The sequence below is a fragment of the Candidatus Villigracilis saccharophilus genome (assembly GCF_016711665.1).
In genome coordinates this window covers 58,760-81,378 of the sequence record NZ_JADJSO010000035.1, presented here as the reverse complement: position 1 = coordinate 81,378, position 22,619 = coordinate 58,760, and the positions used below count along the sequence as shown (strand labels likewise).

Annotated in this window: 19 protein-coding genes and 1 riboswitch; of the genes, 4 read left to right on the top strand and 15 right to left on the bottom strand. The window is 52.0% G+C overall.

The annotated features are described in order from the left end of the window. From IPL17_RS12380 to IPL17_RS12365, 4 genes are all read left to right on the top strand, one after another. The coding region (locus IPL17_RS12380) for a hypothetical protein (protein WP_345307400.1) at positions 1 to 517 on the top strand (517 nt) is incomplete at its 5' end. A 29-nt stretch (positions 518 to 546) separates the two neighbouring features. Beyond that, the gene (locus IPL17_RS12375) at positions 547 to 1,998 is read left to right on the top strand and encodes an alpha/beta fold hydrolase (protein ID WP_345307399.1); all 1,452 of its coding nucleotides are present in this window, start codon (positions 547 to 549) and stop codon (positions 1,996 to 1,998) included. A 69-nt stretch (positions 1,999 to 2,067) separates the two neighbouring features. After that, positions 2,068 to 2,799: an ATP-binding cassette domain-containing protein gene (locus IPL17_RS12370; RefSeq protein WP_345307398.1), complete on the top strand. Its 732-nt coding sequence runs from the start codon at positions 2,068 to 2,070 to the stop codon at positions 2,797 to 2,799. Then, positions 2,799 to 3,974 carry an ABC transporter permease gene (locus tag IPL17_RS12365; protein WP_345307397.1) on the top strand — a complete coding sequence of 392 codons (1,176 nt, stop codon included), beginning with the start codon at positions 2,799 to 2,801 and terminating at the stop codon, positions 3,972 to 3,974. The genes IPL17_RS12370 and IPL17_RS12365 overlap by 1 nt, the downstream gene beginning before the upstream one ends. A 131-nt stretch (positions 3,975 to 4,105) precedes the next feature. On the opposite strand, the gene metA is transcribed toward IPL17_RS12365, so the two are convergent. The 15 genes from metA to ilvD all read right to left on the bottom strand — a co-directional run bounded on the left by metA (position 4,106) and on the right by ilvD (position 22,509). Beyond that, complete coding sequence (metA, locus tag IPL17_RS12360; RefSeq protein ID WP_345307403.1) at positions 4,106 to 5,026, bottom strand: homoserine O-succinyltransferase; 921 nt, start codon at positions 5,024 to 5,026, stop codon at positions 4,106 to 4,108. Positions 5,027 to 5,118: 92 nt separating this feature from the next. Next, complete coding sequence (locus IPL17_RS12355; protein ID WP_345307396.1) at positions 5,119 to 6,411, bottom strand: O-acetylhomoserine aminocarboxypropyltransferase/cysteine synthase family protein; 1,293 nt, start codon at positions 6,409 to 6,411, stop codon at positions 5,119 to 5,121. Positions 6,412 to 6,532: 121 nt separating this feature from the next. Then, positions 6,533 to 6,657: riboswitch (SAM riboswitch) on the bottom strand. Between the two features lie 77 nt (positions 6,658 to 6,734). Further along, on the bottom strand, positions 6,735 to 7,790 hold the full coding sequence (gene asd / locus IPL17_RS12350; RefSeq protein WP_345307395.1) for an aspartate-semialdehyde dehydrogenase: 1,056 nt from the start codon (positions 7,788 to 7,790) through the stop codon (positions 6,735 to 6,737). A 55-nt stretch (positions 7,791 to 7,845) separates the two neighbouring features. After that, the gene (locus IPL17_RS12345) at positions 7,846 to 9,270 is read right to left on the bottom strand and encodes an aspartate kinase (RefSeq protein ID WP_345307394.1); all 1,425 of its coding nucleotides are present in this window, start codon (positions 9,268 to 9,270) and stop codon (positions 7,846 to 7,848) included. A gap of 213 nt (positions 9,271 to 9,483) precedes the next feature. After that, entirely contained in the window at positions 9,484 to 10,398 is a 915-nt protein-coding gene (locus IPL17_RS12340; protein WP_345307393.1) for a branched-chain amino acid transaminase, read from the bottom strand. 18 nt (positions 10,399 to 10,416) lie between these two features. Continuing rightward, on the bottom strand, positions 10,417 to 11,475 hold the full coding sequence (gene leuB, locus IPL17_RS12335) for a 3-isopropylmalate dehydrogenase (RefSeq protein WP_345307392.1): 1,059 nt from the start codon (positions 11,473 to 11,475) through the stop codon (positions 10,417 to 10,419). Between the two features lie 39 nt (positions 11,476 to 11,514). Beyond that, positions 11,515 to 13,080, bottom strand: a complete 1,566-nt coding sequence (cimA, locus tag IPL17_RS12330) for a citramalate synthase (protein WP_345307391.1) — start codon at positions 13,078 to 13,080, stop codon at positions 11,515 to 11,517. An 85-nt stretch (positions 13,081 to 13,165) separates the two neighbouring features. Next, positions 13,166 to 13,747, bottom strand: coding sequence for a 3-isopropylmalate dehydratase small subunit (gene leuD, locus IPL17_RS12325; RefSeq protein ID WP_345307390.1), 582 nt, complete (start codon positions 13,745 to 13,747; stop codon positions 13,166 to 13,168). Next, positions 13,726 to 15,303, bottom strand: a complete 1,578-nt coding sequence (gene leuC, locus IPL17_RS12320) for a 3-isopropylmalate dehydratase large subunit (protein ID WP_345307389.1) — start codon at positions 15,301 to 15,303, stop codon at positions 13,726 to 13,728. Before leuC ends, leuD begins: the two co-directional genes overlap by 22 nt. A gap of 35 nt (positions 15,304 to 15,338) precedes the next feature. Beyond that, on the bottom strand, positions 15,339 to 15,500 hold the full coding sequence (locus IPL17_RS12315) for a hypothetical protein (protein ID WP_345307388.1): 162 nt from the start codon (positions 15,498 to 15,500) through the stop codon (positions 15,339 to 15,341). A gap of 66 nt (positions 15,501 to 15,566) precedes the next feature. Further along, the gene (locus IPL17_RS12310; protein ID WP_345307387.1) at positions 15,567 to 17,204 is read right to left on the bottom strand and encodes a 2-isopropylmalate synthase; all 1,638 of its coding nucleotides are present in this window, start codon (positions 17,202 to 17,204) and stop codon (positions 15,567 to 15,569) included. Between the two features lie 69 nt (positions 17,205 to 17,273). Further along, positions 17,274 to 18,326 carry a ketol-acid reductoisomerase gene (gene ilvC, locus IPL17_RS12305; RefSeq protein WP_345307386.1) on the bottom strand — a complete coding sequence of 351 codons (1,053 nt, stop codon included), beginning with the start codon at positions 18,324 to 18,326 and terminating at the stop codon, positions 17,274 to 17,276. 90 nt (positions 18,327 to 18,416) lie between these two features. After that, positions 18,417 to 18,992 (bottom strand): acetolactate synthase small subunit, encoded by a 576-nt coding sequence (ilvN, locus tag IPL17_RS12300; protein ID WP_345307385.1) that lies wholly within the window; start codon positions 18,990 to 18,992, stop codon positions 18,417 to 18,419. Positions 18,993 to 19,099: 107 nt separating this feature from the next. Then, the gene (ilvB, locus tag IPL17_RS12295; protein ID WP_345307384.1) at positions 19,100 to 20,812 is read right to left on the bottom strand and encodes a biosynthetic-type acetolactate synthase large subunit; all 1,713 of its coding nucleotides are present in this window, start codon (positions 20,810 to 20,812) and stop codon (positions 19,100 to 19,102) included. 29 nt (positions 20,813 to 20,841) lie between these two features. Then, on the bottom strand, positions 20,842 to 22,509 hold the full coding sequence (ilvD, locus tag IPL17_RS12290) for a dihydroxy-acid dehydratase (RefSeq protein ID WP_345307383.1): 1,668 nt from the start codon (positions 22,507 to 22,509) through the stop codon (positions 20,842 to 20,844). Positions 22,510 to 22,619: the final 110 nt, after the last annotated feature.

Here is a 22,619-nt window from a genome sequence, read left to right as displayed (position 1 = left end):
CGGCGGGTTGGATGTTGAGCAGCGCACGTTGTTCGTGGTTTTGCAAGCCGAGTCAATGAAGGGGGTTCGTCCGCGTGATTATTCTCCTGAAATCATCCAGCGTTTATTGTCCATAAAAAGCAACCCAATGATGGATGCATCCGTACATCTTATAGCTTATTATTATCACCTTGATCGCGGCGATATTGAGCAAGCCTGGCAGTCCCTTCAAAATACTCTTGTCGCTGAAAAGCAAATCCCCGAAGGATTAAAACAGGCACTGTATCTGGAGTATGCTTTTTTTCTGGCAGCGCTTCGTGCTGATGCCCAGTCTGCGCGGCAGTATTTACAAAAGAGTGCTGGGGCGCTGGCGGAGAAACAATCCATCCTCCGCGCTGAATCCGCTGTACTCTTTGCCGAGGGGCATGTTTTGGAGGCTCGCGAAAAAGCCAATGAGGCCCTGAAACATACCAATCACACATTTGATATTGGCGGCGCAATTGCCGAAAGAGAGTGGTTGAACAAATATATCAATTAGAATTAATAGGATGAATCGAAAAAAATACTATGAGACGAATCTACTACACCTCCCTTTTACTTCTGATGTTTCTCTCTTCCTGTTCGCCCCGAAACCTGTCTGCTGTTTCTGATAGTTCTATTGCGCTGGAAGATTGTGCTCTGACCTCGCCCGCTGGCAATCAAGTGGATGCGCGCTGCGGTACATATACTGTTCCAGAAGACCGTGCAAATCCCGATGGCCGACAGATCGAATTGAATGTGGCGGTCATCCCTGCGATCAAACGCAACCCCGAACTTGATGCGCTTTTTCTGCTGGCTGGCGGTCCCGGTCAATCGGCGATTGAAGCCTTTCCAGCAATGATTTCGCTGCTGTTCCAAATTCATGAAGATCGCGATATCGTGCTGGTTGATCAACGCGGAACAGGGGGATCGAATCCGTTACGGTGCCTTGCTCCAGAAGACGATGCGTTGACCGATGAGCAGGTGCTCGCGAAGCTGAAATCCTGTCCGGAAACACTGGATGCTGATCTTCGTTTTTACACCACTGAAATCGCCATGACCGATCTGGATGAAGTCCGCTCTGCTTTGGGATATGAAACCATTAACATTTATGGCGCGTCATATGGAACCCGCGCTGCGTTGACATACCTGCGCATGTTCCCTGAACACGTCCGTACCGTCACGCTGGATGCAGTAGTGGATTCAGACTTTGTCATGTTCATGGACGCTGCGGAGGATGGGCAGGCCGCGCTGGAAAAATTCTTCGCACGCTGTGAAGCGGATGAAGCCTGTAAAATGACATTCCCTAAATTGCAAACTGAATTCGATGGGTTACTTGCTCGTTTGGCAGAATCTCCAGCGGAGATTACCATTTTGCATCCACTGACCAACAATCCGCTTGACCTGACCGTGACTCCTGAAATGATCACGAACATGGTTTTCAACACACTCTATGTGCCGGACTTTGTTGCCACGCTGCCGTTATCCATTCATGCGGCGTATGCAGAGGAAAATTACGTTCCGCTGATCTCACAGGCCTTTCTTGTGAACGCTGGTTTATACGATGGCATGTTCTACGCTGTCACTTGCACCGAAGATGCTCCGTTAATTTCTGCTTCTGAGGCTGTCAAACGCGGAGAGCAAAGTGTCTTTGGCGATCGCACAGTTGATTTTGCGGCAGTTTGTGCAGAATGGCCAAAAGGGAAGGTTTCGCCTGAATTCCGTGATCCGATCATATCGGATGTTCCTGTGCTGATCCTCTCCGGTGAAGCGGACCCCATCACTCCGCCCTGGCATGCGGAAGAAATTTCCGAGAGCCTCACGAACGATATCCACTTGATCTTTTCAGGCATGGGGCATGGCAATCTTTCAAGCCGCTGCAGTACGAATCTATTCAAAATCTTTATTGAGAGCGCATCGATTGACGGGCTGGACACTGCCTGTGTTGCAAATATCCAGCCGCCGCCGTTCTTTGTCGATTTCAGCGGACCGCGCCCGTAAAAACCTTAGCCACAGAGAGAACTAAAATCTGTGGCAAAAGATTTTCTATAAAAACTCAAGGTAGCCATTATGATACAAGTACAAGGTCTTTCAAAATCTTTTGGGAAAGTGAAAGCTGTTCAAAATGTTTCCTTTTCCGCGCCAGATGGACAGATCACTGGCTTGCTTGGTCCCAATGGGGCAGGCAAAAGCACAATTCTGAGGATGCTTTACACGCTGCTCAAACCAGAAAGCGGATCAGCGCAGGTGGATGGCTTCGATGTACGTCATTCTGCGATTGATGTTCAGCGTCGGATCGGTGTGCTGGCGGATGCGCGTGGTTTGTATTCGCGCCTGACGAGCCGCGAGAATATCCGTTACTATGGGCGGTTGCATGGCCTGACTGGCGAAGCGCTTGAAAATAAGATCAACTCGCTCATGCTGCTGCTCGACATGCAGTCCATTGCCGACCGCAAGACCGAAGGTTTTTCCACCGGCGAAAAGCTCAAGGTCGCCATCGCCCGCACTCTGGTGCATGATCCGCAAAATGTTTTGCTGGATGAGCCTACAAACGGGCTGGATGTGATGAGTACGCGCGCGATGCGTCAATTTGTTTTGCGTCTGCGGGAGGAGGGCAAGTGTGTGCTCTTTACCAGCCACATCATGCAGGAAGTTGCCGCACTGTGCGATCAGATCGTGATCATTTCGCATGGCGAAGTATCCGCCAATGGCAGCCCCGATGATCTGCGAAAGCAAACAGGAAAAGAAAACCTTGAAGATGCATTTGTGGCTGTGATCGGTTCAGAAGAGGGATTGGAATAATGAAAAAGATTTTGGTTATTTTCCAAAAAGAAATGCTCGACAACCTGCGTGATTATCGCAGCTGGGTGACGGGTGTATTTTGGGCTCTCTTTGGTCCCTTGCTTCTCGGCGGAATGATCATGCTGCTTGGTAATTCCATTCGCGAAAAAGTGGATGAATCATTGATCCTGCCGGTATTGGGCGCGGAGAATGCTCCCAACCTGATCGCTTTTCTGGAACAGCAGGATGTTATTTTTGAGGCCGCTCCTGCTGACCCTGAAGCGGCGGTGATCGCCGGGGATATCAATGTGGCATTGATCATTCCCGAAAATTACAGCGAGGAGTTTTCTGCAGGTGAAACGGCCAAAGTTCAGCTTGTCTTTGACAGTACGCGCCAGTCTGCAATGGTGGATATTAATCGCGCACAGAACCTGCTCGAAGGGTATGGTGATTACATCGGATTACTACGATTGAGTTTGCGCGGCGTTAGCCCGGAGGTAATGCGTGCGGTGCAGGTTGAGGAAGTGGACACAGCCACGCCGCAAAGTCAGGCGTTGATCTTTCTTTCCATGCTGCCATACTTTATCATCTTTGCGATCTTCAATGGCGCATCGCCGGTCATTACCGACGCCACAGCAGGGGAGCGGGAACGCGGCTCTCTTGAACCGTTGTTGATCAATCCATTACCGCGCGGTTGGATCGCCATTGGCAAGATGCTTTCCGCCATGCCGTTCGCCACATTCAACCTGATCATTACGCTCGTCGGGTTTGCCACCATATTCCGCATTCTGCCCATGGAGGAATTGCTTGGCGTTCAAATTGGATTTGATATTAGTGCGCTACTAGCTGTATTTCTGATCTGTCTGCCGATTGTTTTCCTTGCGTGTGCCATCCAGACTTTGATCGCGTCTTTTGCAAAAACCACCAAGGAAGCCGGGACATACCTGCCGTTCATCGGTTTGATTCCCTCCCTGCCGGGCTTGGCGCTGGCGTTTTTACCGGTCAAACCTGAACTGTGGACAATGCTTATCCCGACATTTGGTCAGCAGATTTTGATCAACCAGTTCCTGCGTTCCGAACCGATCTCTGGAGTGAACATCCTTGTGTCGGCTGTACTGACCATTGTTCTTTCGGCAGCCGTTACTTATGTTGCGATCAAACTTTACGAAGGTGAACGAATCATTACTGGAAAATAACACCCTTATCATTAAGATACAGGTCGCAGTTAAACTGCGACCTGTATCTTTTAAAAGTCTAGTCAGAACCAAAATTGAATAAAAATGTCACTAAAAGACTCTTGTTGATTATGCTTTCTTATATACGATTTCTATTTTGGAATTTCATTCGGGTCATAAGGCGTGGTTTGGTATACATAATAATTCAACCAGTTTGAATAGAGTAGATTCGCGTGCCCGCGCCAGCGGACATTGGGCGGCTGGGTGGGATCATTTTTGGGATAATAATTTTGCGGGACGTGAATGGGAAGTCCCTTGTTTATATCACGGTCATATTCGGCCTTGAGCGTGAGCGGATCATATTCAGAGTGACCAGTGATGAAGAGGTGACGCCCGTCTTGTGTGCCGACGATGTACACGCCCGCTTCATCTGATTCCGCGAGGATCTGTAATTGATTTATTTTCTCAATATCTTCGCGGCGGATCTCAGTGTGGCGGGAGTGCGGGGCGAGGAAAATGTCATCGAATCCACGCAGCAGGTTCTCGGTCGAGGAAAGGATGCGATGCTCATAGACGCCGAACATCTTGTGGGGCAGGTCATATTTGGGGATGCCATATTTGTGATACAGCGCGGCTTGCGCTCCCCAGCATATATAGAAATTTGATTCAACATTTGTCTCTGCCCAATCCAGGATCTGGGTCAGTTCATTCCAATAATCCACTTCTTCAAAAGGCATTTGCTCGATGGGCGCGCCTGTAATAATAAGACCATCGAACTTTTCATTTTTGATCTCATCGAATGTGACATAATGCTCCAGCAAATGATCGGCATCCGTGTTCTTGGATTCATGAGTCGCGGTATGGATCAATGTGATTTCCACTTGCAGCGCAGAGTTGGAAAGCAATCGCAATATCTGCGTTTCGGTCGCGATCTTGGTCGGCATGAGATTTAAGATCGCCACACGCAGGGCGCGGATGTCCTGATGCGCGGCACGATCTTCATCCATGATGAAGATATTCTCTTTTTCAAGAGTGGTTCGAGCGGGAAGGGTGGAAGGAATTTTTACGGGCATGAGGTTTGAAATGATGAATGGATATGAAGGATGAAATGCAGAATGCAGAATTTTTATTCCGCATTCTGCATTCTGCATTCTGACTTCTCGATCTACGCGTTAAGCGCCTGATCCAGATCCCACTTGATGTCTTCGAAGTCTTCGAGACCAATGCTCAAGCGGATGAAATCGGGGCTGACGCCAGCGGAGACTTGCTGTTCTTCGCTGAGCTGGCTGTGCGTGGTGGTGGCAGGGTGAATGGCGAGGCTGCGCGCATCACCGACGTTGGCGAGGTGGCTGAACAGTTGCAGGCTTTCGATGAACTTTCTGCCAGCTTCCGCGCCGCCCTTGATACCGAAGCCAAGGATCGCGCCTGCGCCCTTGGGAAGATACTTCTTGGCGCGAGCGTAATCGGGGTGGCTCTTGAGGCCAGGGTATTTGACCCAGCTGACTTTGGGATGAGCCTCAAGATATTCGGCAACGGCTTGCGCGTTCTGTACGTGACGGTCAATGCGCAGGTTGAGGGTTTCGAGTCCGAGCAGGGTCTGCCATGCATTGAAGGGAGATTGGCAGGCCCCGAGGTCGCGCAGAACTTGTACGCGCGCTTTGATCGCAAACGGGGGAAGTCCCGCGGCGGCGATGGAGGAATACACGAGGCCGTGATACGAAGGATCGGGCGTGTTGAAATTCTCGAACTTGCCGTTGCTCCAATCGTAGTTGCCGCCGTCCACGATGATGCCGCCGATGGATGTGCCGTTGCCTGTGATGAACTTGGTGGTCGAGTGGGTGATGACGTGCGCGCCCCATTCAAACGGGCGGAAAAGATACGGCGTGGCAAAGGTGTTATCGATGAACAGGATCAGTTTGTGCTTGTTCGCGATCTCGGATACTTCTTCAAACGGGAAGACGGAGATATCGGGGTTGCCGAGAGTCTCACCGTAAATAATTTTCGTGTTCGGCTGAATGGCCGCTTCAAAATTCTTCGGGTCGCTTGGGTCAACAAAAGTGACATTGATCCCCAGCTTGGGCAGGGTGTAGGCGAACTGGTTGTACGTGCCGCCATACAAACGGGATGACGAAACGATATGGTCGCCTGCGCTGCACAACGTGAAAATTGCCTGTGCCTGCGCGGCATGCCCAGAGCTTGCAGCCAGAGCGGCAACGCCGCCTTCGAGTGCTGCAATGCGCTGTTCAAGCACATCGGTGGTCGGGTTCATCAAGCGGGTGTAAATATTTCCCAGCTCTTTGAGCGCGAACAAATTCGCGGCGTGTTCGGTGTTCTTGAACTGATAGCTCGTTGTTTGATACAACGGCACGGCGCGGCTGCCAGTGGTGGCATCTGGTGAATAGCCCGCGTGTAACTGGCGGGTGGCGAAACCTAACTTGCGATCTTTGATTGTGGACATATTAAGTTTTCTCCTCTTGAATAATGTTTACCCGCCCTTCAGAAGAGTTATTATTATCCCCGTTAGGGGAAAAAAATAACCTCTTCTGAAAGTACAAGAAGAGGTATACGTCTATACCGTCCTCTCATCTTCCAGATACGAATGACTTGTGTCATTCCTATTTGCCGAATTTGGCACCATAACTCATAAAATGGTTTGGTTGCCGAAGCTTCAAAGGGTCGGTCCCTCAGCTTCTCTGGATAAGAGCGAATATTTAATTTCGCGGTTTATATCATGCGGCTTATGATTGTGTCAAGGGTTTGGACAATTTTAGTCTGAATTGATTATAAAAGATTTTCGTTCACAAGCAACTCTGCATTGTATATGGATGCGCCTGCTGCGCCGCGGATCGTGTTATGCGAAAGCACAACGAATTTAAGATCGAGGATTGGATCACGCCTCACGCGGCCGACTACTGTCGTCATGCCTTTACCTGTTAATCGGTCGAGTCTTGGCTGGGGACGGTCCGCCTCATCCTTAACCTCGATCACTGGTTTGGGCGTCGAAGGCAGATTCTGCGCTGACGGTTTTGCAGCGTAATCGCGCAATGCCTGAATTGCAACTTCAGGTTCAACGGGCTTGTCCAAAGCCACACTTGCACAGACGGTGTGACCATCGATCACTGCCACGCGATTGGTGTGCGCGCTGAATTGGATGTCTGCCATATCAATTTTGCTTTCGTTGAATTTGCCCAACATCTTGCGCGGCTCCCATTCCACTTTTTCTTCCTCGCCGCCATTGCCCACGTTGGGGATGACATTATCCATGATGTCGAGCGATGGCACGCCAGGGTAGCCCGCGCCCGAAAGCGCCTGCAAGGAGACCATGAATACTTTCTTCACACCGAAGGCCTCATCCAATGCTTTGAGTGCGATCGTGAGTCCTGTGCTTGTGCAGTTGGGGTTCGTGACAATGCATCCGCTCCAACCGTGATTCTTGCGCTGTTGCTTCACCAGTTGAATATGCTCCGCGTTGATCTCGGGTAATAGCAACGGCACATCCTCTCCGCGCCGATAAGAAGATGCGTTCGAACAGACCGCCGCGCCTGCTTTTGCGAAGGCAGGTTCGAGCTCATTCGCGATTTCCGTGTGTAAAGCTGAGAAAACAATTCTCGCCTGCACCGCATCTGTGGATGCTGGCACAACGATCATATCCCGCGCATATGCAGGCATTGGGTCATCCAACACCCAGCGCGCGGCTTTGGAATACGGCTGCCCAACGGAACGGTCAGATGCTGCCAATGCAACCACTTTGAACCAGGGATGATTATCTAACAACGAAATAAAACGTTGGCCGACAGAGCCTGTCGCGCCGAGAACTGCTACGGGGATTTGAGACATAATATTTCTCCTTAAATTATGGATTTCGTTGGTAGGGGCGGCCCCCCCCTACGGGTTATTTCACGATCAACTCATGCAATGACCGTACCGCCAGCTCAGTATCTGTAGCGGCGACGACCATACTGATGGATACTTCCGATGAACCCTGCGCGATTGCTAAAACATTCGCTTTGTTATTGCCGAGCTGAGTAAAGACCTGTCCAGCAACACCGGGCGTGTGCCGCATTCCCACACCGACCACTGTGATGATCGAAACATCTTCCGTCATCCAGACGCGGTCAATATCTTCATCTTCGATCTCACTGGCAAAGACAGCCTGCAAAGCATTGAGCACGGATGCGGCGGATTCGGATGGCACTGCAAAACAAATGGACTGTTCTGATGAGGCCTGTGTAATTAGCGGCACGCTGGTTTTTGTGGACGCTACCGCGCCAAACGCGCGCGCCGCCACACCAGGTACGCCCAGCATACCACGCCCTTCGATCGTCACCAGCCTTTGGTTGCGGATGGCGGTCACAGCTTTGACAACCTGACCGTTGCGGGCTTTTGAATCAGAAGGCGCATTTGCTATTAACCGCGTACCAGGATGCGATGGATTGAATGTGTTGCAGATGCGGAGTCCAATGCCAGCGTCCACAACGGGGCGGATCGTTTTGGGGTGCAACACTTTCGCGCCATAATATGCCAGTTCCGCAATTTCGCTGTATGTGATCTCAGGCAGTGTGACCGCATCCTTCACAATGCGCGGATCGGTCGTCATGACGCCGTCCACATCTGTCCAGATCCAGACATCATCCGCGGGGAGGACGGAGCCAATAACAGCCGCGGAATAATCACTGCCGCCGCGCCCGAGGGTTGTGATCACACCCTCAGGTGTAGCACCGATGAAGCCAGTGGTGACTGGAACAACGCCCGCATCCATAAGTGGGTTCAATAATTGCCTTGTCTTTTCGGTCGTGGCTTTGAAGTCCGGGTGCGCGTGTTGAAAGTGCGCGTTGGTGACCACGAACTCAGTCGACTCGATTGCCTTTGCATTGATGCCCGCGTCTTCGAGTACTGCGCCCAACAATCGGACACACATTCTCTCGCCGATGGAGGCCACTGCATCCATTGCGCGCGGACTGGCTTCCCCGAGAATCGCGATCGCTTTGCATAAGTCCACGAGCGAGAAGATCAGTACATTGATCTCTGCTTTGGTTACTTCGCGGAGGTGCTCATTCTTGATCAGCGCATCTGCGGCGGCGAAGTGTTTCTCTCTCAGCGTGGACTCTGCGCTCGGAAGCGAATCAACTTTTCCTTGTGAAGCGAGCGCAGCGGAATCCAGCAGAAGGTTGGTGACTCCCGACATCGCGGAAGTGATCACCACCACCCGCGGATATTCCGCGCGCGCATCCTTCACGATCTGAGCAGCCTTGACGAGCGCATCCGCCGAACCGACAGATGTTCCTCCGAATTTCATCACAAGCGTTTGTTTTTGCATGATCTTCTCCTTTGACGAGGTAAACAAAAACGCCCCACGTTTCCGCGAGGCGTTGTGTGTTCTGAAAGTAACTTTGTTCAGCTACTTCTGACCAAGCACAAATCCCTCACGGAATTCACCGGAGGTAGTGGTCATGGTCATCATAGTACCGAAACAAAAGTTTTGCATATTGGGCGCTATTCTATGCGAGGGACGTAGATTGGTCAAGGCTTTTTAATCCACGTACTCGCACCATGATTCATACTTAGGAAGTTTTCCGCGAATGGCATCATGATAGATATTTTGGATCTTTCTTGTGGTGGGACCAGTCTTCCCGTCGCCGATGGTGCGGAAATCTATTTCGCTCAAGCCGATACATTCAGCAGCGGTTCCGCATACAAAGACTTCATCCGCGATGTAAAGCTGGTCGCGTGAAATAGGCTGTTCCAAAATGCGGAAGCCCAGATCTTTTGCGATCGTATGGATCGAGTGGCGTGTCACACCTTCCAATACAGGCGCAGTGGATGGCGTGATGATCTTGCCATGCCGCACCATGAATAAATTCTCGCCAGTGCATTCAGCCACATAGCCCTGCGGATCAAGCATGATGGCTTCCTGGAATCCCAACCGTTCAGACTCGGTCTTGGCGAGGAAACTGTTTGCATAATTTCCAGACACCTTGGCTTTGGTCATCAACACATTCGGGTGATGACGCGTGAAGGATGAAATGTTGGCGCGGATGCCTTTCGCCATCGCTTCTTCGCCGAGATAGTTGCCCCATTCCCATGTAGCGATCGCCAGCGACGGTTTGCCGTTGTCCACGTTCAAGTTCCAGCCGCCGCCATCCAAATACAAAAGCGGGCGGATATAGCAATCCTTGAATCCGTTGGCTCTCACTGTATCTTTGATCGCCTTGACAATATCTTCGGTTGTCCACGGCAGATTGCGGAAGCCAAAGACGCGCGCCGAATCAAGCAAACGTTCCGCGTGATCGGTCAGGCGAAAGACTGCGGGACCCTTCGGCGTATCATACGCGCGAATGCCTTCGAACACAGCCGCGCCGTAATGAATGGCGGGGGTAAGCACGTGCATGGTCGCTTTTTCGTACGGCAAAAGTTCGCCGTTCATCCAAATGAATTTCGATTCCATTCCCATGACAATTTCTCCTTACATCCTTTTTATAATTTCATCCGCCATCTGACGGGTAGTTAACTTGCCGCCAATGTCCGCAGTGCGTGCGCCATTGGTGATCGTTTCTTCGACAGCTTTTTCGATGGCTGCGGCTTCGGCTTCCAACTTCAATGAATGACGTAACAACATTGCCGATGAAAGGATCGTGCCAATCGGATTTGCGATTCCCTTGCCTGCGATATCTGGTGCGGACCCGTGGATCGGTTCGTACAAACCGACAGTTGATTCGCCCAAACTGGCAGAGGGCAGCATCCCCATTGATCCTGCCAAAACCGACGCCTCGTCCGTGAGAATGTCGCCGAACATATTCTCAGTGACGATCACATCCATCCAGGCGGGACCAGTGATCAGCCGCATGGACGCGGTATCCACCAGCGTATGTTCAAGCTCGATATCAGGATTCTCTTTTCCAACTTTGGTCGCGATCTGACGCCATAGCCGCGATGACTCTAACACGTTGGCCTTATCTACAGAAGTGACTTTCTTCTTGCGGCCTTTCGCCAAATTGAATGCCAGTTCCATCACGCGGCGGATCTCGTAATCATAATATTCAAGCGTATCGACAGCGCGCTCGCGGCCGTCTTTGATGTCGCGTCCCTTGGGCCAGCCAAAGTACAGTCCGCCCGTGAGTTCACGCACGACGAGAATATCCACGCCTTGCAATTTCTCAGGCTTGAGCGGTGACCATTCCATCAGCGCGGGATGCACTTTCACAGGGCGAAGATTTGCGAATACGCCGAGACCTTTTCGCAGCGCGAGCAATCCGCGTTCGGGGCGATCTTTCGCTGTTGGGTCATCCCATTTCGGGCCGCCTACTGCGCCGAGCAAAACCGCATCCGCAGATTGGCAATCGGCAAGGGTTTCATCGGTTAACGATGAACCGTACGCATCGATCGAACAACCGCCCATCAGGCGTTCTTTGTATTCGAAAGTGTGGTTGTATTTACTGGCAATGAAGTCCAGCACGCGCACGGCTTCGCCTACAACTTCAGGTCCGATGCCGTCGCCGGGGAGGAGGGTAATGTTTGCTTTCAAAATAATTTCCAATCCGTAGGGGCGGATCGCGATCCGCCCCTACATAATATAATGCGCCACCATCAAACCGTATTCAACCGAATCCGCAAGTGCGCGCCATGAGGCTTCGATGATGTTCGTGCCCGCGCCGACTGTGCTCCAACGGGAGTTGGTATTGCGTGTGTCGATCAGTACGCGGGTAATGGCTTCGGTTCCATGATCCGAGTCCAAAATACGGACTTTGTAATCAGAGAGATGAAAATGCATAATGCGTGGATAGTATCCACTTAGCGCTTTTCGCAGCGCGAGATCCAACGCATTGACAGGACCGTTGCCTTCAGCGGCGGTGTGAAGCACCTCACCCTGCACTCGGACTTTGACCATCGCTTCCGCGAAGATGCCGCGTCCCTGACGATGCTCGACGTTGACGAAGAAGTCAATCAGTTCAAATGGCGGCTTATATCCATACTCTTGACGTTTAAGCATGATCGCAACCGACGCTTCTGCTGCTTCGAAGGAGAAACCGCGCGCTTCTAGTTCCTTGATCTCATTGAGAATGGGTACAACTTCCGTGCCATCCACTTCCACACCATGTTCTTCGGCTTTGCTGAGCAAATTGCCGCGCCCCGACAAGTCCGAGACTACCACGCGCATTTTATTTCCAACGAGTTCAGGCTCGATGTGTTGATAGGACTGCGCGCTGCGTCTCATGGCAGCGACATGCACGCCGCCCTTATGCGCGAACGCGGATTTGCCAACGAAAGGCAAATGTTCATCGGGTGTGATGTTGGCAACTTCTGCAACAAAATGCGAAAGATCATACAGCTTGCTGATATTTCCCTTGGGCAAACATTCATAGCCCATCTTAAGTTCAAGGTCAGCCATGATGGAAACAAGATTGGCATTGCCGCAGCGTTCACCAACGCCATTGATCGTGCCCTGCACTTGAATTGCGCCTTCACGCACCGCCATCAACGCATTGACCACAGCACACTCGCCGTCGTTATGGGTGTGGATTCCAAATGGGGTTTTTATAACCAGCTTCAAGTCACGAATGATGCGTTCCACTTCCCAGGGCAATGTCCCACCGTTGGTATCGCATAAAACGATCGTCTCCGCTCCGCCGCGAATCGCGGCCTGCAAAGTTTCCAACGCATAAGATGAATCCGTTTTGTAGCCGTCGAAGAAATGTTCGGCATCATAGATGACGCGCTTGTTATTGGATTTGAGATACGCAACCGATTGTTCGATGATGCGAAGATTATCTTCGGGCGTGGTTTGCAAAACTTCCTTGACGTGCAGAGTCCAGGTCTTGCCAAAGATCGTGCAAACAGGTGTATTGGAATCGAGCAAGGCTTTGATGTTGGCATCATCCTCGGGTCCGCCTTTGACACGGCATGTGGAGCCGAATGCCGCGATAAGCGCGTTCTTCCACTGCATGTCACGCGCGCGCTCGAAGAATTCAACATCCTTCGGATTCGATCCAGGCCAGCCGCCTTCGATGAAGGCCACACCGAGTTCATCAAGATGCTGAGCCACGCGGACTTTATCATTGGCTGAAAGCGTGAAGCCTTCAGACTGCGTGCCATCGCGGAGAGTTGTGTCGTAGATTTGGATTTTTGTCATATATGATCCATTTTGCCGCTGAGGCACAGCGCCTCTTGAAAAAAGGGGTTGCTCATGGAATTCTGTGCTCTCTGCTGGCTACACATTATGTTCTTTCCTCGAAAGCCGCGATCTCTTTTTCGAAGCCAAGGATATAACCAAGTTCATCCACACCGTTGAGCAGACAGGTCTTGTTGAACGGGTCAATTGGAAATTCGACAGAGCCATTCGGCAGGATGAGAGTCTGAGATGCGAGGTCAACGGTGACTTCGGCATTGGGAACTTCTTCGATGAGATCGAACAACATCTTGTGCGTCGCTTCATCCACGATGATGGGAATGAGACCATTCTTCAAGGAATTATTGCGGAAGATGTCTGCAAAGGATGTGGAGATGACGGCCTTGAATCCGAAACCGGTCAATGCCCAGGGAGCGTGCTCGCGGCTCGAACCGCACCCGAAGTTGTCTCCGGCTAATAGAACTTGTGCGCCCTTTGAGTTTGGTTGGTTGAGGACAAAGTCCGCTTTGGGAGAGCCGTCGGCGTTATAACGCCAGTCGGCGAAGAGATTGTCTCCCATGCCTTTTTTATCAGTCGCCTTGAGAAAGCGCGCGGGGATGATCTGGTCCGTGTCAATGTCGTTGACAGGCAGAGGGAGTACGCGGGAGGTTAGTGTTGTGAATTGAGCCATAGTTGATTTCCGATTTCCGATTGAAGATTGCTCCGCTGGTTGAGTAGCCCCGAATGCTTTTTGAGGGGCGTATCGAAACCAGCAATGAAAAGTTGACAAGAAATTTCAAGATGTGGTCTCGATACGTGTCTCGCTACCCGCCCCCCCCCCCCCCCCCCCCCCCCTTTCTTTCTTGCTGTGACAACACCGTGAATAGCTGTTGCCGCCGCAGTGACAGGGCTTGCCAGGAAAGTTCGTCCGCCTTTGCCTTGGCGGCCTTCAAAGTTGCGATTGCTGGTCGAGACCGCGTATTGACCGGGTTGGAGTTGATCGCCGTTCATCGCGATACACATACTGCATCCAGCCTCGCGCCATTCCGCGCCTGATTCCTTGAAGACTTTATCCAAGCCTTCCAACTCTGCTTGTTTCTTGACATCCTGCGAACCGGGCACAACCATGAGACGTAATCCATCAGCAACTTTATTGCCTTTGAGTACAGAAGCAGCCAGTCGCAGATCAGAGATGCGTGAGTTGGTGCATGAGCCGATAAAGACCACATCCACTTTTTTGCCGAGCAGGGATTGACCAGCTTCGAGTCCCATGTAAGCCAGTGCTTTTTCAAAGGCAGCTTTTTGCGAAGGCTCGGTAAATGATTCCGCGCTTGGCACATGATCTGTGATCTTCATGCCCATACCAGGATTGGTCCCATAGGTGATCATCGGCTCAAGTTCGGAGGCTTCGAGAGTGATGGACTTGTCATAGGTTGCGCCTTCGTCACTGGGCAAGGTCTTCCAGTAGGCAACGGCCTTGTCCCAGTCCGCGCCTTTGGGGGAGGCTTCGCGGCCTTTGAGGTATTCAAAGGTCACTTCATCGGGAGCGATCATGCCTGCGCGCGCGCCGCCTTCAATGGACATGTTGCAGATGGTCATGCGTTGTTCCATTGTCAATCCACGAATAGCTTCGCCTGTGAATTCAAAGACGTGCCCTGTTCCCCCACCGACGCCGATCTTCGCAATGAGAGCAAGAATAATATCCTTGGCTGAAACGCCTTTGGATAATTTCCCATTCACGCGGACTTCATAAGTCTTCGGTTTATTTTGAAGCAGGCATTGAGTCGCGAGGACATGCTCAACTTCGGATGTGCCGATGCCGAAAGCCAGTGCGCCGAATGCGCCATGCGTGGCGGTGTGACTGTCGCCGCAGACAATGGTCATACCTGGCTGGGTTCGTCCGAGTTCAGGTCCGATCACATGGACAATGCCGCGGTGCGGACTGGTCATGCCGTGCAGTGTGATTCCGAACTCAGCAGCATTGGTTTCCATCTGCTTGATCTGAGCGGCGGCCATTGCATCTGCGATGGGAACTTCGATCGGAGTCGTCGGGATGGAGTGATCCATCGTGGCGAGGGTTTTATCAGGGCGGCGGACTTTCAGTCCGCGCTGGCGCAGGCCCGTGAAGGCTTGCGGGGATGTGACTTCATGCACGAGGTGCAAGTCAATGTAAAGGATGGCGGGAGATTCGGGTTGTTCTGCGACAACATGCGATTCCCAAATTTTGTCAAAGAGAGTTTTAGGCATATTTTGATTTACGATGTGAGGTTTTGGATTACGGATTAGGATTCGCTTTCAGCGGAGTCAATTGCATCGGAAGCAGAATCAGGGTTCGGCGTGGAAGGAAGCGTGCTCAAATCCCAACCGGCAGGGTACATTGGCGCAGTAGGATGAGCATCAAAAGATTGAAAGTCATAGTTGGCATTTTCATTTTGAGTGGTCATGGTAATTTCTCCTTATTTTTTCTGAGACCTGACAGGTTTTTGAAACCTGTCAGGTCTGATCGTGAACTACCCCAGCATCACACCAAAATTATTAGGGACAGGCTGTGTGCCTTCGGTCTTGGCGATGATCAATTTGTTGAGTGCGTTGATATAAGCCTTTGCGCTGGCGACGATAATGTCTGTATCCGCGCCGTGACCGCCATAGACGCGCGCATATTCCTGTTCGCTTTGCGCATCCATTTTTGTATCGCCGCTGCTGTCACTTTGAATGCGGACAGTCACTTCGCCGAGCGCGTCAATGCCTTCGGTGATGGCATGGATGTTGAACTCCAGCAGCTTGCATGGCATCTTGATGATCGCATCAATGGCTTTATAAGTCGCATCCACGGGACCAGTGCCCATTGAAGCAAAGTTGTAGATCTCGCGGTCAGGTCCACGCAAACGGACGGTTGCCGTTGGCATGCCAAGCGTGCCGCATGAGACCTGCAAGCCTTCGAGATAAAACACATCGCGCGGACGATAGAACTCATCAGCGATCACAGCTTCGAGATCGGCATCAGTGATAACTTTTTTGCGGTCGGCCAATTCCTTGAAGCGTGCGAAGGCTTTATCGAGTTCGGCTTCATCGAGCGAATGCCCCATGATGGCAAGACGCGAACGCAGCGCGGCGCGGCCCGAATGTTTGCCCATCACCAACGTGGTTTGATTCACGCCGACATCTTCAGGGCGCATGATCTCATACGTGGTTTGGTGCTTCAGCATTCCATCCTGATGAATGCCCGCTTCATGCGCAAACGCATTCGCGCCGACAATGGCTTTGTTCGGCTGAACAACAATGCCCGTGTAATTGCTGACCAGTTTTGAAACACGCGAAAGCTGTTGTGTTTCGATCCCTGTTTCCAGATTAAAAACAGGGTGGCGGGTCTTGAGCGTCATCACCACTTCTTCGAGCGATGTATTGCCCGCGCGTTCGCCGATGCCGTTGATGGTCACTTCCGCCTGACGCGCGCCTGCTTGAATTCCAGCCAGCGCGTTCGCGGTCGCCATGCCAAGATCATCGTGACAATGCACAGAGACCGTGATGCCATCGTGCATACCAGGCGTGTTTTTGATAATGCCGTCGATCAACTTGAAATATTCATCGGGCGTGGTGTAACCAACCGTATCGGGAATATTCAACGTAGTTGCGCCTGCCTTGATGGCTTCGCCTAATACAACATACAAAAACTCAGGGTCGGAGCGGCCCGCATCTTCGGGGCTGAATTCCACGTCGGCACAGAGTGAGCGCGCGTACGCGACCATTTCCGAAACACGCTGAACTACTTCCTCTGGATCCATCTTCAACTTATGCTTCATGTGGATCGCTGATGTGGCGAGGAATGTATGGATGCGCGGCTTATCCGCGTCTTTGATGGCTTCCCAGGCTTTATCAATATCGGGTTTATTTGCGCGCGCGAGACCTGTGATGACAGGAACTTTCGCATCAGGCTGACCTTTGGGCTGGGTGCCCACTTCGACAGCGATTCGTCTGACAGCTTCCAGATCATCCGGCGAGGCGGCGGGGAATCCCGCTTCAATAATGTCCACGCCCATGCGCGCCAGCGAACGAGCGACTTCCAGCTTTTCCGCTGAAGTCATCGTCGCGCCCGGTGATTGTTCGCCATCTCTTAAAGTAGTATCGAAAATTTTTACATAATTATTCATCGAGTCTCCTTCTGGAGTGCTGGAGCTTGCTCCAGCATTGCGACAGCAAGCTGTCGCACTCCAAAGTTGTTACTTCTTCCAATTCTCAGGTCGTAACGAACGTACCGCCGCGCCAGCCTGCCACATTTCAGAATCATGGAAAGCGGCCAGTTCTTCTTCCAATTTTTCGCGATAGTCCGCGCGGCTGTTGGCTTCGAGGGTGATGCGGGCTTCGTTGCCGCTCAAAACGGATTCATACAAGTCATCGAACACAGGCGCAACCGCATCGCGGAAGCGTGGATGCCAGTCCAGTGCGCCGCGCTGGGCGGTGGTGGAGCAGTTGGCATACATGAAGTCCATGCCGTTCTCGCCAACGAGACGGATCAGGGATTGAGTAAGTTCTTCCACAGTTTCATTGAAGGCTTCGCTGGGAGAATGTCCGTGCTTGCGGAGGACGTTGTATTGCGCTTCCATCACGCCAGAGAGTGCGCCGATTAAAACTCCGCGCTCACCCGTAAGGTCACTATAAACTTCGTTCTTGAATGTGGTCGGGAATAAATATCCCGCGCCGATGGCGATGCCCAGAGCGATGGCGCGTTCATTCGCGCGGCCAGTGTGATCCTGATGAACTGCATAGCTGGCATTGATTCCGCTGCCTGCCAGAAAGTTACGGCGAACGCTTGTGCCCGATCCCTTGGGCGCTACGAGAGCCACGTCCACGTGTGGGGGAGGCACAACACCGGTGTCGTCTTTGAAGGTGACCGAAAAGCCGTGCGAGAAGTACAGCATGTCGCCTTCGTTAAGACATTCCACGATCTTCGGCCACTGTGAGCGCTGACCTGCATCCGAGAGCAGGTATTGAATGACAGTCCCTTTTTCTGCGGCTTCTTCAACATTGAAGAGAGTCTCTCCGGGAACCCAGCCGTCAGCAACGGCCTTATCCCAATTCTTCGTCCCTTCGCGCTGACCTACGATGACCTTGATGCCGTTATCGCGCATGTTCATCGCCTGTGCAGGTCCCTGAACGCCATAACCAATAACTGCCACAACTTCATTCTTCAATACTTCCCGCGCCTTATCAAGTGAAAATTCGTCGCGAGTTACCACATCTTCAACCGTACCGCCAAAATTAATTTTTGCCATGATTTCTATTCTCCTAGTTTTATTTTTGTTCAGTTTAAAGTTGCAAAGTCTCAGGATGAAGGTTTTTATTCATCCTTCCTAATTCATCATTCATCCTTTTTCGGGCGCCATTTCCGCCATGTCTTCATATTCATTCTCGTATCTGTTTCCAACCGCGCCCTGCTGCACACGGCGGACGCCATCGTTGACTCCGCGCGTCATCGAGACTTGACCTGTGCGCACCATTTCGATGATACCGGTTGGACGCAGGAGTTCGATCATGCCTTCGATCTTATCCTCTGTGCCGGTGATCTCAACGATCACGGAATCAGCCGCCACATCCACGATGCGGGCGCGGAAGATTTCCGCGAGGCTGTTGACTTCGGCGCGTTTCTCGGGGCCGACCATGACCTTGATCAGAGCCAGGTCACGGGTCACCGAAGGTTGATGCGTAACGTCCTGCACATCGATCACGTTGACCAGTTTATAAAGATTCGCTTCGATCTTGTGCGCGTCATAATCCCCGTTGGGACAATCCACCACGACGGTCATGCGCGAGATGTCAGGTTTCTCGGTGCGGCCAACAGCCAATGACTCGATATTGAAATTGCGGCGGCGGAATAACGATGCCACACGGTTCAACACGCCAGGTTTGTTTTCTACTAATGCAATGAAAGTGTATAACATTTGATTCTCCTTCTTCATTATGTCATTGCGAGGAGGGTGCTCTTCCCGACGAAGCAATCTCAACCTTAACTCGGAGATTGCTTCGGGCTAGCGCCCTCGCAATGACATTATTGTTTTGCAGGTCTCTGTAACATTTGATCCAATGCCGCGCCCGCAGGAACCATCGGATAAACTGCGTCTTCCTGCTCCACACGGAACTCAAGCACTGTCGGTCCATTAATGCTGCGCGCCCAGGCAATCGCATCATCGATTTCTTCGCGCTTGGTGACTCGTCTCGCTGGGACGCCGTGCGCTTCGGCAAGTTTCACAAAATCAGGCGAGAGCATGTTGACCGCCGAGTAGCGTTTCTCGAAGAAGAACTCCTGCCACTGACGCACCATGCCGAGAAAACTGTTATTCATGATAGCAACTTTTACGTTCGCGCCTTCTTGAACGGCAGTCGTGAGTTCTGCGGCGGTCATCTGGAAACCACCGTCACCGGCGATGGCCCAAATTTCCTGATCTTTATGCGCGAACCACGCGCCAATTGCAGAGGGCAAACCAAAGCCCATTGTGCCTGCGCCGCCAGAGGTGAGCCAGCGATTCGGTTTATCCAAGGCGTAATACTGTGCCGTCCACATTTGATGTTGACCAACATCCGTGGTCATGATCGCATTGCCGCCGGTCGCCTTCCAAATATCAGCGATCAAATGAGGCACATACAATTTGTCGTCGTTTGGCCAGTTCATGATACTGCGCGCGTCAGCTTCGGCTTTCCAATCGCGGATCTCTTTCAACCATTCATCATGATCATATTCATCCACCAACGGAACAAGATCAGTTAAGACGGTTTTCAAGTCGCCCACGAGCGGAACATCCACTGCCACATTCTTATGAACTTCGGATGGATCAATTTCGATATGAATTTTCTTCGCGCGCGGAGCATAAGTTTTCAAAGTGCCGGTCACGCGATCATCAAAGCGCATACCGAAAGCAAGGATCAAATCGGAATTTTGAATTGCAAGGTTGGTGTGGACTTCACCGTGCATACCCATCATGCCGAGGCTCAAATCATGCGAAGCAGGGAAAGCACCGAGGCCAAGCAAAGTGCTTGCTACAGGCGTTTGAGTCTTGACCGCAAAGTTCATCAAAATTTCTTCGGCCTTGGAAGCCAGCACGCCATGTCCGCATAAGATGATTGGGCGCTGTGCCTTTTCAATTAATTTCACGGCATGGTCAAGCATGTCTTTCTGTGCATGGGCAACAGGCTGATAGCCGGGCAATTTAACTGTTTCGGGATAGACAAACTCACACTGTTCGACCTGCGCGTTCTTGCAGATATCGATCAACACGGGGCCGGGACGTCCGCTGCGGGCGATGTAAAATGCCTCGCGCACAACTTCCGCGATCTGGTCGGCTCGGGTCACAAGGTAATTATGTTTTGTGATCGGCAGAGTAATGCCGGTCACGTCAACTTCTTGAAATGCATCTCCGCCGATCAGGTGCGCGGCAACCTGTCCCGTAACGAATACTACAGGAACAGAATCCATCATCGCCGTGGCAATGCCCGTGACGAGATTCGTCGCACCGGGTCCCGATGTCCCCATCGCCATTCCAACTTTGCCAGAAGCACGCGCATATCCGTCCGCCATGTGCGCGCCGCCCTGCTCATGCCGCACCAACACATGATGGATGGGATAACTTAGCATCGCATCATAGATCGGCATGTTCGCCCCGCCCGGATACCCGAAGACCACTTCCACGCCTTCGCGCACCACGCATTCCCACATTATTTCAGCACCTGTTTTTTCATTCGCTCTCCTTTTTTTGGAGTGTGGCATTGCCACATGCCAGCAAGCTGGCGCCAGAGTTAACTTTCTAATATTGCGCCTGTATCTGCGCTGGTTACAAAATGTGAATATCGCTTCAACCATTTGGATGTGGTCGTGGATTTGAACGGAGGCAGCGCTTCAAGCCGACTCTGAATCTCGGCGTCGGTCAACTTGACGTTGAGACTGCGTGCCACCAAATCAATTTGGACGATGTCCCCGGCTTTGAGCGCCCCAATCGGACCACCCGCAGCAGCTTCCGGCGAAACGTGACCGATGCACGCGCCGCGAGTCCCGCCGCTGAAACGGCCATCGGTGATGAGCGCAACCTTATCGCCGAGTCCCTGCCCCATGATCGCGGATGTGGGCGATAACATTTCCTGCATGCCCGGTCCGCCTTTGGGACCTTCGTAGCGCACAACAACACAATCGCCAGCTTTGACCTGTCCCGCCAAAATTCCAGCCATCGCATCATCCTGTGATTCAAAGATGACCGCTGGACCTTCGAACTGCATCATGGCTGGGCTGACTCCGCCGACTTTTACGACTGAGCCTTTGGGCGCGAGGTTGCCAAACAAAATGGACAATCCGCCGCGCTTGGAATATGCATTTTCATATTTATGAATTACTTCTTCATCTTTTATTTCTACACCTTTAATTGATTCCCCCAAAGTCTTGCCTGTGACCGTGATGCGGTCGAAATGCAGCATGCCTGTTCCCCGCTGGACTTCGTTCAAAATGGCAGGGATTCCGCCTGCGCGATGAACATCTTCCATGTGCCATTTGCCGGCAGGACTCACTTTGCAGATATGCGGAACTTTGTCTGCGACGGAGTTGATGCGTTCCAACGGATAGTCCACGTTGGCTTCGTTGGCTAATGCCAAAGTGTGCAGCACTGTATTCGACGAGCCGCCCATTGCCATGTCCAGTGCGAAGGCATCATCAATGGCTTCGGCGGTGACAATGTCTCTCGGCTTGATGTCCCGTTCGATCAAGGTCATGATCTGCGCGGCGGCTTGTTTTGCCAATGCTTCCCGTTCGGGAGTCTTCGCCAAGGCAGAGCCGTTATAAGGCAGGGCGAGACCGAGCACTTCCATCAGGCAGTTCATCGAGTTGGCGGTGAACATGCCGGAACACGAACCGCAGGAGGGACAGGCAAATTTTTCCAAAATGGATAAGCGCTTCTCATCAATCTTCCCCGCTGAAAATGCGCCGACGCCTTCAAAGACTGATATCAAGTCAATCGTTTCACCATCGGGAGTGACGCCCGCTTTCATCGGTCCGCCGGATACAAAGATGGTCGGGACGTTGACGCGCATCGCGGCGAGCAACATTCCAGGCACGATCTTGTCACAGTTCGGGATGCAGACCATCGCGTCGAATCGATGCGCTTCGATCATGGTCTCGACGCAGTCAGCGATCAGTTCACGCGAAGGAAGCGAGTACTTCATCCCCATGTGACCCATCGCGATGCCGTCGTCCACGCCGATAGTGTTGAACTCGAACGGAACTCCGCCCGCCGCGCGGACAGCATCCTTTACCAGTTTGCCGAAATCCTGCAAATGCACATGCCCGGGGACAACATCCACATAAGAATTAACAATGGCAACGAACGGCTTGTTGAAATCCTCGTCCTGCAAACCCGTGGCGCGCAACAATGCGCGATGCGGGGCTTTCTCATAACCTTTTTTGACTGTATCTGAACGCATACTGCTCCTTTTGAGTTCAGACCTGACAGGTCTTTGAAGACCTGTCAGGTCTTGTAAATTTATATAAAAAAAGAGCCGCCCGTGGTTAGGGCGGCTCTCGTTCTACTTAC

What these genes read in the sequence shown, in the direction of transcription:
- IPL17_RS12375 (WP_345307399.1), top strand. Translation starts at nt 547, where the DNA reads ATGAGACGAATCTACTACACCTCCCTTTTACTTCTGATGTTTCTCTCT.
- IPL17_RS12370 (WP_345307398.1), top strand. Translation starts at nt 2,068, where the DNA reads ATGATACAAGTACAAGGTCTTTCAAAATCTTTTGGGAAAGTGAAAGCT.
- IPL17_RS12365 (WP_345307397.1), top strand. Translation starts at nt 2,799, where the DNA reads ATGAAAAAGATTTTGGTTATTTTCCAAAAAGAAATGCTCGACAACCTG.
- metA (WP_345307403.1), bottom strand. Translation starts at nt 5,026, where the DNA reads ATGCCCGTAAAAATTCCTTCCACCCTTCCCGCTCGAACCACTCTTGAA.
- IPL17_RS12355 (WP_345307396.1), bottom strand. Translation starts at nt 6,411, where the DNA reads ATGTCCACAATCAAAGATCGCAAGTTAGGTTTCGCCACCCGCCAGTTA.
- asd (WP_345307395.1), bottom strand. Translation starts at nt 7,790, where the DNA reads ATGTCTCAAATCCCCGTAGCAGTTCTCGGCGCGACAGGCTCTGTCGGC.
- IPL17_RS12345 (WP_345307394.1), bottom strand. Translation starts at nt 9,270, where the DNA reads ATGCAAAAACAAACGCTTGTGATGAAATTCGGAGGAACATCTGTCGGT.
- IPL17_RS12340 (WP_345307393.1), bottom strand. Translation starts at nt 10,398, where the DNA reads ATGGAATCGAAATTCATTTGGATGAACGGCGAACTTTTGCCGTACGAA.
- cimA (WP_345307391.1), bottom strand. Translation starts at nt 13,080, where the DNA reads ATGACAAAAATCCAAATCTACGACACAACTCTCCGCGATGGCACGCAG.
- leuD (WP_345307390.1), bottom strand. Translation starts at nt 13,747, where the DNA reads ATGGCTCAATTCACAACACTAACCTCCCGCGTACTCCCTCTGCCTGTC.
- leuC (WP_345307389.1), bottom strand. Translation starts at nt 15,303, where the DNA reads ATGCCTAAAACTCTCTTTGACAAAATTTGGGAATCGCATGTTGTCGCA.
- IPL17_RS12315 (WP_345307388.1), bottom strand. Translation starts at nt 15,500, where the DNA reads ATGACCACTCAAAATGAAAATGCCAACTATGACTTTCAATCTTTTGAT.
- IPL17_RS12310 (WP_345307387.1), bottom strand. Translation starts at nt 17,204, where the DNA reads ATGAATAATTATGTAAAAATTTTCGATACTACTTTAAGAGATGGCGAA.
- ilvC (WP_345307386.1), bottom strand. Translation starts at nt 18,326, where the DNA reads ATGGCAAAAATTAATTTTGGCGGTACGGTTGAAGATGTGGTAACTCGC.
- ilvN (WP_345307385.1), bottom strand. Translation starts at nt 18,992, where the DNA reads ATGTTATACACTTTCATTGCATTAGTAGAAAACAAACCTGGCGTGTTG.
- ilvB (WP_345307384.1), bottom strand. Translation starts at nt 20,812, where the DNA reads ATGCCACACTCCAAAAAAAGGAGAGCGAATGAAAAAACAGGTGCTGAA.
- ilvD (WP_345307383.1), bottom strand. Translation starts at nt 22,509, where the DNA reads ATGCGTTCAGATACAGTCAAAAAAGGTTATGAGAAAGCCCCGCATCGC.